The organism is Streptomyces sp. NPDC014801 (genome assembly GCF_043082085.1).
GTDB lineage: Bacteria > Actinomycetota > Actinomycetes > Streptomycetales > Streptomycetaceae > Streptomyces.
This window is the reverse complement of record NZ_JBIBXG010000014.1, coordinates 246,014-260,696: the sequence shown is the minus strand read 5'-3', so window position 1 is coordinate 260,696 and position 14,683 is coordinate 246,014. Positions and strand designations below refer to the sequence as shown.

15 protein-coding genes and 2 pseudogenes are annotated in these 14,683 nt (G+C 67.1%); 10 read left to right on the top strand and 7 right to left on the bottom strand.

What is annotated here, in order from left to right:
• Positions 1 to 894: 894 nt before the first annotated feature.
• The 3 genes from ACF1AL_RS32380 to ACF1AL_RS32370 all read left to right on the top strand — a co-directional run bounded on the left by ACF1AL_RS32380 (position 895) and on the right by ACF1AL_RS32370 (position 2,673).
• Complete coding sequence (locus ACF1AL_RS32380) at positions 895 to 1,371, top strand: hypothetical protein (RefSeq protein ID WP_391778629.1); 477 nt, start codon at positions 895 to 897, stop codon at positions 1,369 to 1,371.
• On the top strand, positions 1,346 to 2,236 hold the full coding sequence (locus ACF1AL_RS32375; RefSeq protein WP_391778628.1) for a pentapeptide repeat-containing protein: 891 nt from the start codon (positions 1,346 to 1,348) through the stop codon (positions 2,234 to 2,236). The genes ACF1AL_RS32380 and ACF1AL_RS32375 overlap by 26 nt, the downstream gene beginning before the upstream one ends.
• A gap of 65 nt (positions 2,237 to 2,301) precedes the next feature.
• Positions 2,302 to 2,673, top strand: coding sequence for a hypothetical protein (locus tag ACF1AL_RS32370; RefSeq protein WP_391778627.1), 372 nt, complete (start codon positions 2,302 to 2,304; stop codon positions 2,671 to 2,673).
• Positions 2,674 to 2,675: 2 nt separating this feature from the next.
• Here ACF1AL_RS32370 and ACF1AL_RS32365 read toward each other — a convergent pair.
• Both ACF1AL_RS32365 and ACF1AL_RS32360 read right to left on the bottom strand, forming a co-directional pair.
• A pseudogene (locus ACF1AL_RS32365) lies at positions 2,676 to 2,975 on the bottom strand (transposase family protein); the annotation flags it as partial.
• Between the two features lie 557 nt (positions 2,976 to 3,532).
• On the bottom strand, positions 3,533 to 3,739 hold the full coding sequence (locus tag ACF1AL_RS32360; RefSeq protein WP_391778626.1) for a hypothetical protein: 207 nt from the start codon (positions 3,737 to 3,739) through the stop codon (positions 3,533 to 3,535).
• 362 nt (positions 3,740 to 4,101) lie between these two features.
• Here ACF1AL_RS32360 and ACF1AL_RS32355 point away from each other — a divergent pair, with 362 nt between their 5' ends.
• Both ACF1AL_RS32355 and ACF1AL_RS32350 read left to right on the top strand, forming a co-directional pair.
• A complete protein-coding gene (locus ACF1AL_RS32355; protein WP_391778625.1) occupies positions 4,102 to 4,536 on the top strand; it encodes a hypothetical protein in 435 nt (144 codons plus the stop codon).
• 377 nt (positions 4,537 to 4,913) lie between these two features.
• On the top strand, positions 4,914 to 6,011 hold the full coding sequence (locus ACF1AL_RS32350) for a hypothetical protein (RefSeq protein ID WP_391778624.1): 1,098 nt from the start codon (positions 4,914 to 4,916) through the stop codon (positions 6,009 to 6,011).
• A gap of 159 nt (positions 6,012 to 6,170) precedes the next feature.
• On the opposite strand, the gene ACF1AL_RS32345 is transcribed toward ACF1AL_RS32350, so the two are convergent.
• The 4 genes from ACF1AL_RS32345 to ACF1AL_RS32330 form a co-directional block, all read right to left on the bottom strand.
• A complete protein-coding gene (locus ACF1AL_RS32345) occupies positions 6,171 to 6,896 on the bottom strand; it encodes a hypothetical protein (RefSeq protein ID WP_391778623.1) in 726 nt (241 codons plus the stop codon).
• A gap of 242 nt (positions 6,897 to 7,138) precedes the next feature.
• The gene (locus ACF1AL_RS32340) at positions 7,139 to 7,273 is read right to left on the bottom strand and encodes a hypothetical protein (protein ID WP_391778622.1); all 135 of its coding nucleotides are present in this window, start codon (positions 7,271 to 7,273) and stop codon (positions 7,139 to 7,141) included.
• A gap of 75 nt (positions 7,274 to 7,348) precedes the next feature.
• On the bottom strand, positions 7,349 to 8,548 hold the full coding sequence (locus ACF1AL_RS32335; protein ID WP_391778621.1) for an acyltransferase family protein: 1,200 nt from the start codon (positions 8,546 to 8,548) through the stop codon (positions 7,349 to 7,351).
• 1,403 nt (positions 8,549 to 9,951) lie between these two features.
• Positions 9,952 to 10,398 carry a ricin-type beta-trefoil lectin domain protein gene (locus tag ACF1AL_RS32330; RefSeq protein ID WP_391778620.1) on the bottom strand — a complete coding sequence of 149 codons (447 nt, stop codon included), beginning with the start codon at positions 10,396 to 10,398 and terminating at the stop codon, positions 9,952 to 9,954.
• A gap of 559 nt (positions 10,399 to 10,957) precedes the next feature.
• On the opposite strand from ACF1AL_RS32330, the gene ACF1AL_RS32325 reads away from it, so the two are divergent.
• From ACF1AL_RS32325 to ACF1AL_RS32305, 5 genes are all read left to right on the top strand, one after another.
• Positions 10,958 to 11,224 carry a hypothetical protein gene (locus ACF1AL_RS32325; RefSeq protein ID WP_391778619.1) on the top strand — a complete coding sequence of 89 codons (267 nt, stop codon included), beginning with the start codon at positions 10,958 to 10,960 and terminating at the stop codon, positions 11,222 to 11,224.
• Positions 11,225 to 11,266: 42 nt separating this feature from the next.
• Positions 11,267 to 11,629, top strand: coding sequence for an RHS repeat-associated core domain-containing protein (locus tag ACF1AL_RS32320; protein ID WP_391778618.1), 363 nt, complete (start codon positions 11,267 to 11,269; stop codon positions 11,627 to 11,629).
• Positions 11,630 to 11,879: 250 nt separating this feature from the next.
• The gene (locus tag ACF1AL_RS32315) at positions 11,880 to 12,263 is read left to right on the top strand and encodes a hypothetical protein (protein ID WP_391778617.1); all 384 of its coding nucleotides are present in this window, start codon (positions 11,880 to 11,882) and stop codon (positions 12,261 to 12,263) included.
• A 527-nt stretch (positions 12,264 to 12,790) separates the two neighbouring features.
• Positions 12,791 to 13,222, top strand: a complete 432-nt coding sequence (locus tag ACF1AL_RS32310) for a VOC family protein (protein ID WP_391707470.1) — start codon at positions 12,791 to 12,793, stop codon at positions 13,220 to 13,222.
• 42 nt (positions 13,223 to 13,264) lie between these two features.
• A protein-coding gene (locus ACF1AL_RS32305) for an IS5 family transposase (protein WP_391778616.1) occupies positions 13,265 to 14,172 on the top strand; the annotation gives its coding sequence in 2 pieces (ribosomal slippage) (positions 13,265 to 13,607 and positions 13,607 to 14,172; 909 coding nt in all).
• Between the two features lie 228 nt (positions 14,173 to 14,400).
• Here ACF1AL_RS32305 and ACF1AL_RS32300 read toward each other — a convergent pair.
• Positions 14,401 to 14,631: pseudogene (locus ACF1AL_RS32300) on the bottom strand (Scr1 family TA system antitoxin-like transcriptional regulator); the annotation flags it as partial.
• Positions 14,632 to 14,683 lie beyond the last annotated feature (52 nt).

Below are 14,683 nucleotides of genomic sequence, written 5' to 3'. Positions count from 1 at the left end.
TCGACCGCGGGCGCAAGGGCGTTGTACACGCGGCGGGACGCGGCGGAACTCGGTGGTGTTCTCCCTGGCGTCGTTCCACGTGGAGGGGTGGGCCTTCTCGTCGAGCTCCTTCAGGAACGAGACAAAGCCGGTCCCGGCCAACGCGACGCGCACAAACCCTCCCCCGGCGCGTGGTCCGGTGAAGATCCCGGGTACCTCGGCCCCCACCTCGTCGGTCGAGCCATGGCCGGATGCCCGCAGCCTTGCTGAGTCGCCCGTCCGGGACTCTCAGGGAGCGCTCAGTGCGGCGGACCTCGCGCGGTCGTAGCCAATGAACGATGCGCCCAGTCGTATCGACCCCACGACATGCATCGACCCCACGACACAGCGGGCCACCACGGCGCTGCCCCTGCGCTGCCGGCCGAGCCAGGTGGCCACCGCGCGCGCCGCCAAGAGCTCACCGTGCGCTACGGGTTCCATGCTCATGTGATCTGCCCTGCCTGCCACGGGGGCGCACAGGACGCAGGCGCCCAGCCCGACCGACACCCGGCGGCCGACAGCGCATCGGCGCCGAACACGGGCACGTCCACAGCGGTCGTTCATGTCCAGTGTCCCGGCACCCCGGGACGACGTGCAGCGGACATCCTCCCAGGGGTGTCCCGGCCGGGCCGGCGCAGCCCTTCGGCGAACTCGCCCGCCATCCGGGCGCAGGGTGTGCCGCGGCCGACCGGCCGAAGCCTGTCCGCATGGGGTACCGCCTCGCCCGACGGTCGCACCGGCGGGCAGCACACCAGCGAGCCGACGAGCAGTCACAGGCCGTGGCACCGGGGCGTGTACCGGTGGGCATGGGCGCAGGGGCGCGGGCGCAGAGGCGCAGGTTCGCGCGTCAACGGCTCCACAAGATCCCCCCAGCGATTGTTACGTTCCGATAAAGACGACATCCCGAGGCGGCTTGCCGACCGCACCGCACCGCACTGCGAGTCCGCAACAGGCCGGTTCGGTACGGCACAGGGCGTCCTCGTCCACAATTGCTCGGCCTGCGCGAGACGCAGTGGCTCGACGCGAAGAGCGGCCCGTACCAGTTGGCGGGCCCCATGGGCAGTTGAGGAGCTCACGAAGGACGTCGCGCCGTTCGCCAGCGGGCGCGGCGGGGTCATCGGCGTCGGCATCACCACCCGCCTCGAGCACGACGAAGAGGTCCCGGACCACGTCGTCGGCCTCGACCCGACCGCGGTGAACGTGGACCAGATCCGCAAGCTGGAAGATCAGATCGCCGTCAAGGGGCGCATAGTGATTCTTGGCATGCACAATGCCAACCAAGCGGCGATCGATGACGTCAGGTCGATCATCGAACAGCACGGATGGAGTGATCGAGTTGTCTGGTGTCCGTGACTTCGAGCGAATGGTCCGGATGATGCCGCCCGACGCGGAGGCCGCCGCCGCTCTTGGAGAGTGGCTCGAGCGGGCTGACTCGCTTCTGGACGCCTCGGCACTCGACCTGTCCCAAGCTGACCTGTCAGGTGCAGACCTCGCCATGGCACTCCTGACGCGGACCGTCCTCCGAAACGCCAAACTCGTCGGCACCGACCTCTACCGGGCGCATCTGGAGGGCGCGGTGCTCGACGAGGCCGACCTGTCCGCCGCATCCCTGGTCAAGGCCGAGCTCGACGAGGCTTCCCTGCGCGGCGCTACCGTGGACGAAGCAGACCTGGGAAGTGCCGGCCTCTGGGCGGTCGATGCCCGGTCGGCTTCCTTCCGGGCAGCACATCTCGATGGCGCTTCCTTGATCGACGTGAGGCTGGAAGGTGCCGATCTCACCAACGCGTCAGTGCGTGAGACGTCCTTGAAGGCAACACTCGACGAGCACACAGCCGTACGAGGGCTCTCGGGCACACTCTTCGGCCCTGCGGTGATCGACCAGGCGGGTGCGCGGCGCGAGATCAACGGACCGGAACTCGAGCAGTGGCTGAACAGCCGTGGAGCGAGCGTACGCGTTCTCGACCCGCGCCTCGGCGACATCACGTACTACGCCAAGTTCAGCGAGGGCTACTCGCGCAGCAATCCCCAGGGCATCGTCAGATGCCGCATGGTGAACGGCGTAGCGCATGACGAGGCTTTTACGAGGAACCTGCGTTGGGAGCCGACCGCATACCTGCGCTTGTACGAACTGGGGCACAACGAGGTCGACCACGCGGAGATCAGTGAAGCAGAAGCGGCCGCATTCATTAGGAAGGTCACGGAAAAGAACAGATACTGAACCCATTCCAACCTCAGGCGACAGCCGATCGGCGCTGAGTCACGGATATCTGGTAGACCCTGGCTATGACGTTCTTGGCGGTGGTCGAGGGTGATGTGGGCGGATGGCGCATCGATCGGGACGCGCTGACAAACGCGATCCGTGACCGGTGGTCCGAGGTCGAGATCGAGTCGGTGCACCGCAGTGAAGCGCGCAGCCTTGTATGGCAGTTTGAGACGGAGAACGGTCCAGGTGAGGCGTATCTGCACGAAGACGGGACCTGCCTGTACATGGACGTCTGGGAGGAAGACGCGATCTGGTTGGCGATCGTCTTTCGGAGGCTGGCGCCCATGGATCTTGACCTGGTGTTCTGCGATGAGGGTTACACCTTCGACGTTCGTCTGCGGGCTGGGACGACCGAGGCCGAATTGACGGACCTGGTGAATGCTGCGGATTGATCTCAGCCCGTGGCAGTGACCTGGAGGACCAGGACGGCTGGGACAAGTCTCGCGATCCGGGTCGTCGAGCAGCGGAGTTCGCGGAGGAGACGCCAGGTCTTGAGGGTGGCGACGGCCGACTCGACCAGCGCACGGATCTTTGCGCGGGATCGATTGACGGCCTGCTGCCCTGCAGAGAGTGTCTCCCGCTGGCCGCGGTAGGGAACACGGACCGTGCCTCCGGCGCCCTGGTGGCCCTTGTCAGCACAGTAGTCGACGTCGGCCTCGGCAAGCGTGTCGACGATGTCGTGCTCGCGGGCCGATGGCTTCGGTGGTGTCGCGGCAGCGGACTTCGTAGAGGGCACGGGCACCACGAAGAAGGCGCTGCGCGCTCCCCGGGACGATCAGCCCGTCCACCCCGGTGACTCCTGCGTCATCACCAGTTAGTCCATCTCCGGTCACAGCGTCCAAGGAGCGCGCGGAGCGTGGCCGGTGCAGAGCCGTTCCAGGTGGGCGCGGCGCTCGGCAGCAGCTTCGCGCCGCTACCTGCAAACCGCCGAAGACGACCAGGTGGGCGAGCAGCTCTTCCACGAGACGGGGCGCGTTGCAGCGGCCGCGCCGCTGCAACGCCTCGATACGACATCCCCTCCCCCGGCCCACACGACAAGGCTCGGGCCGATGCCTACGACTCGCTGACGTACGATCCGGCGAGACCCGCGCGGATCGTGCTGACCGGCACGCTCCTGTGTCGCTGTCACCGCCCGGGGAGTGGCCGCGCGAGGTGAGGAACTCCAGCGTCATGAGCTTCGGGTCGATCGGGGCGCCCTCGGCCGCAGCGGCTTGGGCCATCTGCCCGATCCGCGGCCTAGACGTTGTCCCGCTAGAGGCCGCAAAGTGCCTCGTAGAAGTTGTCATAGACGCTCCAGCAGGTGACGCTGCCGTCGTCGTTCAGACTGCCCATGTACCAGTCGTCGTCGTTGACGGCTTTCACCAGGCAGAGCCCGCGGAATCCCAACACGATCTCGGGGTGGAGCCGCTCGTCCAGCGCCGGCCAGCCCATCACGACGCAATGGGTGTCGAGAGGCATGGCCTCCCGGTCGCCAGAAACTTACGGATCTCCTCCAGGGCCCAACCTACCGGTAGCTGACCGTTTGCCATCGAATGATGATGACAGCCATCGCACTCATCCTGTGCGGCACGGCCTCTCAGAGCACTGCCTTCAAAGTTCGATCTTTCAGGGGCGTGGCAGGGGTTCATCGCGGGCATGGCCGCCGCGCCTGGCTGCCGGTCGTCACGGCTGTCCGTGGTCGTTGATGTCGACGTTGGTTGTCAGCGGAACGTGGTGGACGTGGCCGCTGTCGCCGGGCCTGGCGTGTGGTCGGTTACCGATACGTGTTGGTTGCCTGATGGTTGGTTCCTCGTGGCCGTCGTGGACGCAGGGGGAGCGTGTTGAGCGCTGGGACCGACTATGGGACGCAGCCTGATGCGATCGCGGGGCTCTTGGCAGCCGTCGGCGATGCGGCAGTGGTGCTGTCGTACGAGGAAGACCGGACGTTCGCCGCACTGAGCCTGAGCCGAATCGGCGCCGTGGCGTCGTCCCGGCTGGACTGGACGGGTGTTGAGGTGCTTGAGAGCTCCCCGGTGTTCGATGGTGAGGAACTCCGGAAGCTGTTGCGCGAGTACGGGAGACCGGAGGAACTGGCGGTTGTGTTCTGGGGCAACCTCGCGGTGCCCTCCCTCGCCTTGGAGACCGGCCTGGCGGCTGCGTACACCGACGCGGTACTGGAGTGCTGCTACGAGTGTTGGATCTACCTCGTCGACAGCCGTGTCCTGATCGAGTTTCAGGACGGCGAGGGATTCACCGTCGGGCGGGTGTCGGGCTGATCGGGATGGAAGTCCTCGCGAAGCCGTGTTCGTAGCCGAATACGGCCGAGCCACGGCTCAGCCACGGCTCATGGGGACGGAAAAGCCCCCTGCCGGCGAAGAACCCGCAGGCAGGGGGCTTGCTCGTGGGTGTCTACTTCTTCTTGCTCTGGGTCTTGTCGGGGTCTTGGTGAGCTGACTTTTTGCTGCGAGGAAGCACTGCGTGTCGGGCGATGCCAGCCGGGCCGTTGCCATCGCCGGGAATGCCGCCATGACCAAGACCCCTGCCAACGCCTTCCACTTCAACGCCCACAGCTGATCGGAGAGTGCCGCCGGACAGCAGGCGGCCCGTGACTCGGGCAAGATGAAGGACCCGAAGACTGCCATGGAGTACCTGGGTGTTACCTGACTCGGACGACCTGTTGCCCGCAACGGTGCGTGCGCTGCCGCCGCCGTGGAGCGACCCCGCGCCGGAGCGTGGCCGTGCGCTGGAACAGCTGCCCCACACGGAGGGGAACGAGCAGGCAGCCCTCGACGCGCTCGTCGCGGCACTGCCCGCGACACCGCCCGACACGAGCCCGAACCCGGACCCGCTGACGCACTGGGCGGGCGATGTCCTGCGCTGGCTGGAACAGGACCCGCACGACCAGGTGCGTGTCGCGGACGTGGCCGAACGCTGCATCGGGCAAGGACTCGCGGTGCACCATGCGGTGGACCTTCTGGGCAGCTTGGGTACGCCCCATGGCGAGACCGCGCTCCTTCGTGTGGTGCGGCGGGCCGGTGCGAGCGAAGAGGCACGCGACACGCTCCGGCGTCTGAGAGCACGGCGCTACGACGTCCGCACCCGGCAGCCCCCGCACGGGGAGGAGCCCCTGCTGCCAGGCCCCGCGCGGGACCTCCCCTACAGCTGGCCCTCCGGGTTCCAGTGGCCGCAGGACCTGCCCGAGACCGACGAGAACCTCGCCCGAGCCCGGGCGCTGCTCGAGGCGTGCGCGCCGACCGGTCCTCTTCCCGACCCCGCTCCAGGGCCCGAGTGGGAGGGGACCGAGGACGACGAGCCGCCCGCCTGGCTCGAGATCCGCGCCGTCCTGCGCAGCCTGATGCCGTACGCCCGACTCGTCACCCGGGAGCGCCTGACCGAGGGAATGAGGGAATGCGCGTTGCTCGGCATCCCCGGAGTTCCCCAGGATCCCGACAGCGAGGACGCGGAACGCTTCTTCCAGAGGTGGGCGGCCTGGATCACCGGCTGGATCGCGGGCGAGGTCTTCACCTGGCTCGGCATGTACGTCGACGACGAGGCCGCGATCACCCCGGGGACAACGGCGCTCGCCGAGCAGTACGCCCACAACGGCATGGCCGCCGAGCAGGCCGTGAGCATGCTGCTCTGGTGGAAGACGCTGCCCCACAGCCGTGAGGCGCTCACCCGTCTCGCCGCCGATGGCAGCCTGCCCGCGCATCTGCGGGAACTCGCCGCGAACGGACTGGACGAAGACTGACGGCCCTGTTTGGGCCCGTACGCGGGCTCTGGGGCCCACGACGTCCCCGGTGACTTCTACCTAAGTTGACGGCTAATCAACTGCTGGTACTGACGGGGGCGCGGCGGTGCTGGCAAGTGGCAGCCCAACGGACCGGCCGGTCGTCTGTGTGCTGGCCCGTCACCCCCATACGCTCCGGTCCAGCGGTTTGGGCAGTGGCTCCAGGGCTCTCGCCTCGCGCAGCGTTACGTTGACGCGGACCACCGTGTCCGTCTCCGCAGTGGGCGGTGCGACGGCGAGCAGCAGGCCGCCGGAGGGCAGTTCGGTGCGGGTGACGTCGGGCAGGCCGGCGGGCACCAGTGCCGCACGGGCCGGGGACAGGTAGCCGAACCGGCCGACGGACGGCTCGCCTATGCCGAAGTCCGCCTCGTCCTCCAGGGCGTCGAGGATGTCGTCGTCGGTGACCTCGCCGAAGTCCGGCTGCCAGGTCTCCGCGGCAAGGGTGAGCAGGTCCGCCTCGGGAACCGTGGCACCGGCGGGCGCTTCGATCTCCATGATCAGGTTCTGCAGCAGGAACTCGGGGGCTCCTCCTGCAGCCCCGCGGACGTCGGCCCGCCAGCCGGAGTCGTTCCCGATGGCCAGCGAGAGTCCGTAGCCCGTGTGATCGGACCAGCCGTCCTCGGTCCGGAGCGAGCGCAGCGCCGCGAGGATCGACTCCTCGTCGGCACGCAGTGCGGTGGCCGGCCCGGACTCGTGGATCTGCTGCCAGGTCCACGCCTCGCCCGGGCCGGGTGCGAGCGCCGGCAGCAGGGACGAGAGCCGGTCCAGCGTCCGCTTCCAGCGATCCGCCAACGCTTCGGCCGACTCCTCACGAGGACCCCAGAAAGCCCGCACCACGCCGCTCATGCCGTGCCTCCGCCCCTTGTCATGTCGCCTGTTCTTGTTCACCCTCTTCCGGCAGTTCATCGTCGCCACGCTAGTCGAACCGCGGCTGAGGATGTCGAGGGACTGTCGCGCCAGTTGCCGTCACACCGCGGGGGTGACGTACTGCGCCTCGCCGTGGTCGAAGGACCAAACCGGGGAGGTGTTCTCGTACAGGGTGATCACCACGTTGTGCGGCTCGACGCCGGCGCGCGCCGGCCAGTTCGCTACAGGTTCTGTTTCTGCTCGGTCGTGCGGCCGGCGCGCAGGGTGACGGCGATGCAGGCGATGCCGTCGTCGTGGGGGATGCCGAGGTGGGCGCCGTGCCGCAAGGTGCTGGTCCTGCCATCGGGCGCGGTCAAGATTGGTTTGTCAGTCGAGGGCCGCTCCGAATACTGCTGGGTCTTATCAGCTGCTCTAGCGTGGATACATGGGCATCAGAGGGCGAACTCTGGCTTCTCCTTGGGCTTCAGTCCCTTCATGAGGTTGTGCCGGAACCACTTGCTCATGGGTCTCTCAACCCAGCGGTAGATGCCATACGACAGCAGCAGCATGGCGGTCATGGTCACGATAAGGGTGCCCCAAGGACCGAGTTCCGGTACGCGCCGGGTCAGACCCTTCGCCAGGGGGACGCCGATGCTCATGTGGACGAGGTAGAAGGGGTATGTGAGGGCTCCGGCTGTGACCAGCCAGCGCCAGCGGATCCTCCTCAAAGGCCCGAGCGACGCCATCATCAGCACGGTGAGGAATCCGGTCACCAAAAGGGCGCACAGAGTCCAAGAAACGGTCTTGTGAGTATGGGACGTGGCGGGGTGGAAGTTCACCCGTAGCTGGAGCACGGACAGTTGATAGGCCCAGGCCATGCCGAGCAGGAACCACAACATCATGTTCTGCCCGAACCGGCACATGAGGTAGACGGCGACACCCGCGATGAAGTAGCCCGCGTAGGCACTGAGGGTGAACTGGTCCAGCAGTTTGTTCTGCGTGGAGTGAGTGATGAAGGCTGCCACCAGCCACACAGTGCAGAAGGTCATCATCCGGTGGTACGTCGCGCCGAACTTCAGGACGACGGCCATGAGGAGGTAGAAGCGAGCTTCGACGTCCAACGTCCAGGCGACGCCGTCGAGCAGGCCGACCTTGAGTGGCCCGGGGAACATGGTGAGATTCGAAAGGACGACTCGGGGATGGATGACGGAATAGATGTCCCCGGTCTGCATGGGAATGATCGCGATACGTACGACGATCAGCAGGATGACGAACCAGTACGCGGGGAACAATCGGGATATACGAGAGACCGCGAACTGGCCCGGACTGCGACCCCATGCACTCATACAGATGACGTACCCGCTGATCAGGAAGAACATCTCGACACCGAGCCAGCCGTAAAGGGCGGCGCGATGTACGAGATAGGAGAATTCCTTGGGCGATTCCCCCAGGACGGCCGGGTTCGTTGTGCCGAGGAAGTGGAAAGCGGCCACGAAGAGCGCGGCGGCGAGCCGTAGTCCGTCCACGAGCGCCAGGCGCGGTGGCTGCGCAGCCTTGGCGACGGGCACGGCTGGCGTATGGGCGTTGCTGCCGGCGGAAGGAGGGACGGAGGGCGCGTCGGGTATTCGCTCCGTCGTCTGATGTGTGGCCATGGCCTCTCTTTGCAATCGTTTCGGCGCAGCACGTTGCTTCAGAACGGGCGCCTGGTGATGTGTCGGCATGTGATGCCAGCTCGCCCCGGGCCTGCGTCACGTCGTGACGAGCCGGCCGGTGACGTCGTTGATCGGCTCTCGGAAAGCGAAACCAACTCGCATGGGTAGCCCTGTCCGAAACGGACAGGTCGGCGTGGGAGCGTGGTTACTCAAGCGAGAGCCTGCGCCGGCGACGAGATTCGTCCCGACGTCGAGTGGATCAGAGGGCCGAAGGCCAGTGACGTCGCCCCAGGCTGAAGAGACGACCGTCCTTACCTGCCGGTGACGCAGACGCTGCGTACGCCACTTGTGTAGCCAGGGTACGGTTCAAACGTTTGGCCGTCGCCGCCCCGTCGCACCGTACCCGTCTTCCGCTCTGCATGACTCCCCCACCCTTGGCTGACCTGTGTGCGAGCAGTTGGACTGGTGGATGCCTCAAACGGTTGTACAGAAAATGGAAGTTTGCACATGCGTAAGTGATGCGTACCTTGGGGCGGCGCGCGACGGCTACCTCCGTGGCACTTCGGGCCGGCGCGTTCAGCGCGACCATGAGGGCGAGAACGGTCGTCGGCTCCCCTGCCTGCGGCGCCTCCGGCAGCTGTCTGTTCTCTTGTTCAGGGCCTGTCCTGCAACTGTGGTTGCAGGCCGTCAGTGCTGGGGTACTTCCACAGGCGTCGCTCGTCCGAGGTCTTGAGTCGCACGTGTCCGCATTCCAGGTCGACGAGGATGGGCCAGCCGTCCGACAGGTGCGCTCTCGCATGACGTGAGGCGAGTTACTGCACAGAGTTGCAGGGCACGAAGATCATTACGGGACAGCTCAGCCTGTTCCGCCACTTCCCCCGCAAGGAGGACCTGGCCGCCTCGGTCTTCGCCGACCGTATGACAGTTACGCGCGGGCCACGGCCGAGGCCTTGGCCGACCCGGACCCCTGGGACGGCTTCACCAGCTACATCAAGGACATTTGCGTCATGCAGGCCGCCGACAGAGGCTTCGCCGACATCCTGACCGTGAGCTTCCCCGGCGCCCCGGCCCAGGCGGCCACTCCGCAGGCGCCCTCGCCGGCAGCGCCGCCTTCACCCCCGGGCAGACCCGCAGGGGACCCTCCGCTTCGGCCGCGACGAGTTCGTGCGCGTCGAAGCCGCTCAGGCCCTTCTACAACGTTCCTAGCATTTCCCGCCGGCCCGTTCCGCCGCTTCAGAGTGCATGGCCCCCGCCCTCGGTAGTGGGGTGGCGAGATGGTCCGTCACGGCCGAGACTCCGGGCCCGACCCGTGCATCGCTGTGCCTGCTCGAACGCGGTTCGTCCCGCAACTACTCGGCGGTCGCGGGACGAACCGTCTTCGACACCCGTGAGTCATCGAACGATCAGATGTTCCACAGCTGGGAGTTGCCGCCGGTGCAGGTGACGAGTTGGACGCGGCCCGTCGGCCCTTCTCCGAGACAGGTGTCGGTCACGTTGTTGATCAGCTCGAAGCCTGAGCGAGTGGGAGCCATCACCCAGAGGGCTGCCTTGTCGTCGGACAGGCACTGCCGCATCGTTGCGGCACCGTTGCGGGCGACGAGACACAGCCTGTCACCCGCGTTCTGCCGCAGCTCGGTGAGTTGAAAGGTCTGACTGTTGATCAGCCAGGTTTGGTAGCCACCCCCGTTGCACCCCGTGGCGTAGACCCCCTTGTCAGCCGCGTAGTCCAGGCAGTGGCCCGTGGCCAGGTTCTGGAAGTGAACGTACTGAGACGTCGCGCTCGCGGACGTGGTGCTCAGCCCCCAGCTCAACGCAACGGCCGCAGTCACGGCGGCAATTCGCTTCAACATCCCGTTCCCCCTCGACTTGTTCCGGCATGGCAAAGAACCACTCACCAGTAAACACGGGGCACCAGCCGGAGGGTGCACCAACGGCCGAACCCGGTCCGCATCGCCGGGCATGGCGTTGCGCGTTCGGCTCGGTGAGGCGGCTGCAGGTTCGGCCGGGGCGTCGGCATACGCTGAGTTGATCACCGTGGAGGAGAGGTGTTCGTGTCGGGTCTGCATGTAGTCGAGGTGGCGCAGTGGCAGGGATCGGGAGCGGCCACGGCCTTCGGCTGCGCGAGGGGGAGGCTCGACTTGCCGAGCTGATTCCTGCGGATCGACGGCGGGCAGTCTCGCTCGATGACGGGGCCGGCAAGGCGCGGGTGGCGTCGAGAACGTCGATGTCCTGCAGCCCTTCCGGCCTCCACCGGCTCCGACGCCGGAACCACCGTCACCGGTTACACCTACACAGCGCCGACCGTCTGGTCAACACCGCCTCCGTCTACGACGCCTTCGGCCGCACGACCGCGCTGCCCGGCACCACGCTGGCCTACTACGCCGACGACCTCGTCCAGCAGCAGACCGCTTGCACCCAGCGCCAGAGCCGGACCCTTCACTCCAACCTGCTCCTGCGCACCTGGACACCGAGACCAACAACGCCGGCACCTGGACGCAGACCGGCACGAAGACCAACCACTACGACTCCGATACCGACAACCACCGCTGGATCACCGAAGACACAGCCGGGGACATCACCCGCGACGTCGACGGCCTCGAGGGCAACCTTGCCACCACCACCAAGACCGGCGGCACGATCCTGCAGCCGGAGAACCTCCACGGCGACATCACCTGACGCTGCCCCTGGACACCAGCATCGCCCCCACCATCCTCGACAGTGACGTGTACGGCGACCTCCCGGCCCGGGCAGGCCGCCACACGCTATGACTGGCTCAGCGGAAAGCAGCGCTCCTCCGAGACTCTCACCGGTCTCACCCTCATAGGCGTGCGCCTCAACCCCACCACTGGACACTTTCTGTCCACCGACCCCATCCCCGGCGGCAACGCCAACGCCTACGAATACTGCAACGGTGATCCCGTCAACGGGTTCGGCCTCGAGGGCCGATGGAGCTGGGCTGGCCGGGCGCGCCACGCAGGCAGGTGGGCTTGGCGGCACAAGTGGGCCACCGCATCCACGGTCGCGGTACCCGAGTTGGGTGCGGCAGGACGGGCGTACCGGGGGTACTCGGCGCACGGGTAGTCACGGCGGCAGCCCGCTTCGGATCATGGGCCTATCGTGCGCGAGGCATTGGTGCCACCAGCCGGCTGTTCGGCGACGAACATGCCGGAGCGAGAGCAGCCGGATGGCTGAACCGCGGCAAGAGGTTCGCCGTCGGCTGGTCGGCGCGCGGGCACACGTCACCTCGGGGCAAGGCAGCCCGTGCCGGATTCCGCTCTAAGGTGTTCAGACAACACTATTGGACGCACTTCGGGCCGTGGAGGGGCCGATAATGAGTGAGCTCGACAACGGCGCCGCCCTCTTCAGGCACCTCCATGACCTCTATGGACCTCGGGTGCGGGTTCGCAAGCAGACTTTGGGCGGCTGGAGTGTCGACGTGGCGGTCCGGGACGACCTGTTCGTCGCCGCCGACGTCGACCAGGAAGCACATCAGGTACGCGTGTATCTGGGGCGCTTCACGTTCGAAGGGCTCACTCCACCGCAGTACGAAGATGTGCTGAACGCCCTGTCAAGAAGCGACTTCGCCCTCCGTCATCGGCGCCTGACGGGCACACTGGAGCTCCGCGTTCAAGCAAGCAGCGGTGAGCAAACCGCTTATGCCTCAGTTGGCGCAGAGGGACTCGAAGCCTGGGAACAGGCCGCTCTCGACACCTGAACCTGTCGTCGATCGGAGAGTACAGCTCCGAGAGGAGCACCCCCTCGCTGCCGCGCTGGTCTCCAGACCGGGGCAGCACTTTCATCGACGCGCGTCAAGCCCAGGTTCTGCACGACTACGGGATCCACTCGATTGGCCTGCTCGCCGCCGTGTCCCCGGTGACGGTGCAGCGGCTGCTGGGCGGCCGCGCCGGCCCTACGGCAGCCGACCGTGCCCGCGGCTTCGACCCCGCTCCTCCCCCTTTGCGCGCCCCGCCTACCCACTCTCAACTGCCTCTGGAACCACTCCACGGACCAGGTTGGCCGTAATTCCTCTCCCATGGACCGTCCAAAAAGCTGTCCCGTAAGTGATCTTTGCAGCACGAGAGTGGCTGGCCGGGATCGCATCCCAGGTTCCCTTCGGCCAGGCAGTGACCTCGATTCACCCCTGCGACCGCACGACACAGCAGCGGACAGCAGGCGCCTCCCCCGACAGCGTGCGGACCTCCTGACCTGCGGGGATACGCAGGGCCCTGATATCGTGCGCCGATGTCAACGATCAAACAGTTCCAAGTGACCTTTGACTGCGCGGAGCCTGCGCGCCTCGCCGCCTTCTGGTGCGAGGTGCTGGGGTACGTCCTGCCGACGGTCCCGGAGGGCTTTGCCACATGGGAGGAGTACCACCGCTCCCTGCCGCCCGAGGATGAGATCTACTTCGCGTGCACCGATCCCTCGGGTGTAGCCCCGCGCCTGCTCTTCCAGCGAGTTCCCGAAGGCAAGGTCGTCAAGAACCGGGTGCATCTCGATGTACGGGCCGGCGCCGGGCTCGTGGGTGAGGAGCGCCTGGCCACACTCGAAGCCGAATGCGCACGGCTGATGGCGCTCGGCGCGAAACACGTGCTGACGCAGCGCGCCGATGGCGTCAACGAGTCGTGCATCACGATGCAGGACATCGAAGGCAACGAGTTCTGTCTCGCCTGATTCTCGCCCGAGACCACTAGGCACTGTCTGATAATTGATCTTGTGGTGGGTCGGGGTGAGTTGACGGATGCGGCATGGGAGCGGATAGCACCCCTGCTGCCGGGTGTTGAGGGTCGTGGTCGTCCGTGGCGGGATCACCGGCAGGTGATCAACGGGGTGTTGTGGCGGTTGCGGACCGGTGCTCCGTGGCGTGACCTGCCGGAGCGCTACGGGCCGTGGCAGACGGCCTATGAACGGTTCGCCCGATGGGAGGCGGACGGAACCTGGGCCCGTCTGCTCGAGCAGGTCCAGATCCGCGACGACTCCGTCGGAGCCGTGGAGTGGACCGTGTCGGTCGACTCCACGATCACCCGGGCCCATCAGCACGCCGCCGGGGCCCGCAAGGGGCGGCGGCGGGGGACGAACTGGAAGATCCGGCACCTCCGTCGGCTGGCCAGGCGCTGGGCCGGTCCCGCGGCGGGCTGACCACCAAGCTCCACCTCGCCTGCGACGGCCGGGGCCTGCCCCTGGCTGTCGTCGTCACGCCCGGCAACGTCAACGACTCCACCGTCTTCAACACAGTCATGCTCGAGCTGAAGGTGCCCCGGACCGGCGCCGGGCGCCCCCGCCTCAGACCCGATGTGGTCGTCGCGGACAAGGCGTACTCGTCCCGGGCGATCCGCCAGTCCCTGCGACGCAGAGGCATCCGGGCGGTGATCCCGGAGCGGGCGGACCAGAAGGCCAACCGCCTGCGGCGAGGGAAGGCCGGCGGCAGACCGCCGGCCTTCGACCGCGAGCTTTACAAGGCTCGCAACGTGGTCGAGCGCTGCTTCAACCGCCTCAAGCAGTTCCGCGCGATCGCCACCCGCTTCGACAAACTCGCCACCCGCTACAAGGCCGGAGTCCACCTCGCCGCACTCATCCTCTGGCTCCGCGAACCCAACCAAGATCCTTTGTCAGACAGCACCTAGGTGGGGAGCCGTCTCAGACCGCCGGGAACACCGGTGCAGCCTATGTTCCCGACAGGCCCAGGCGCGCCTCCCCGGCCGTCCTCACCTGCACCGCCAGGCCATCGGGGAGCCGGGTGGTTGTGCCACATCCCTTCCCCGGCATCGCTACCGATCCGGACCTTACGATGCAGGCCCGCGGGAACTGCCCAGCTGGGAGGCAGTGGTGCCCGGCGCCTCTAATCACCGCGAGATGTGGAAGGTCTCTCGGGGCCACTGCGCGCGCTCGGTGGTACGGCTCGGGATGACGCCGAGGGACACCTGCGGCAGAGCGCCGGCCGTCAGCAGGTGGCCGAGCTGGGCGGCCGTCGCATCGGCGTTGCAGATCTGGTAGTGCAGGGCCGCCTCTTCGATGACGACGACGAAGCGGTGGCCTGGCTCGTGGATGATGCGGGGCCGCTCCGCCCGGGCGCGGGCGGCGTCGTGACGGGGAGTCTTGGACCCTCGGCAATTCGGATGGCCGGGGGTCACAGTG

What these genes read in the sequence shown, in the direction of transcription:
- ACF1AL_RS32335 (WP_391778621.1), bottom strand. Translation starts at nt 8,548, where the DNA reads ATGGCCACACATCAGACGACGGAGCGAATACCCGACGCGCCCTCCGTC.
- ACF1AL_RS32330 (WP_391778620.1), bottom strand. Translation starts at nt 10,398, where the DNA reads ATGTTGAAGCGAATTGCCGCCGTGACTGCGGCCGTTGCGTTGAGCTGG.
- ACF1AL_RS32315 (WP_391778617.1), top strand. Translation starts at nt 11,880, where the DNA reads ATGAGTGAGCTCGACAACGGCGCCGCCCTCTTCAGGCACCTCCATGAC.
- ACF1AL_RS32345 (WP_391778623.1), bottom strand. Translation starts at nt 6,896, where the DNA reads ATGAGCGGCGTGGTGCGGGCTTTCTGGGGTCCTCGTGAGGAGTCGGCC.
- ACF1AL_RS32370 (WP_391778627.1), top strand. Translation starts at nt 2,302, where the DNA reads ATGACGTTCTTGGCGGTGGTCGAGGGTGATGTGGGCGGATGGCGCATC.
- ACF1AL_RS32310 (WP_391707470.1), top strand. Translation starts at nt 12,791, where the DNA reads ATGTCAACGATCAAACAGTTCCAAGTGACCTTTGACTGCGCGGAGCCT.
- ACF1AL_RS32360 (WP_391778626.1), bottom strand. Translation starts at nt 3,739, where the DNA reads ATGCCTCTCGACACCCATTGCGTCGTGATGGGCTGGCCGGCGCTGGAC.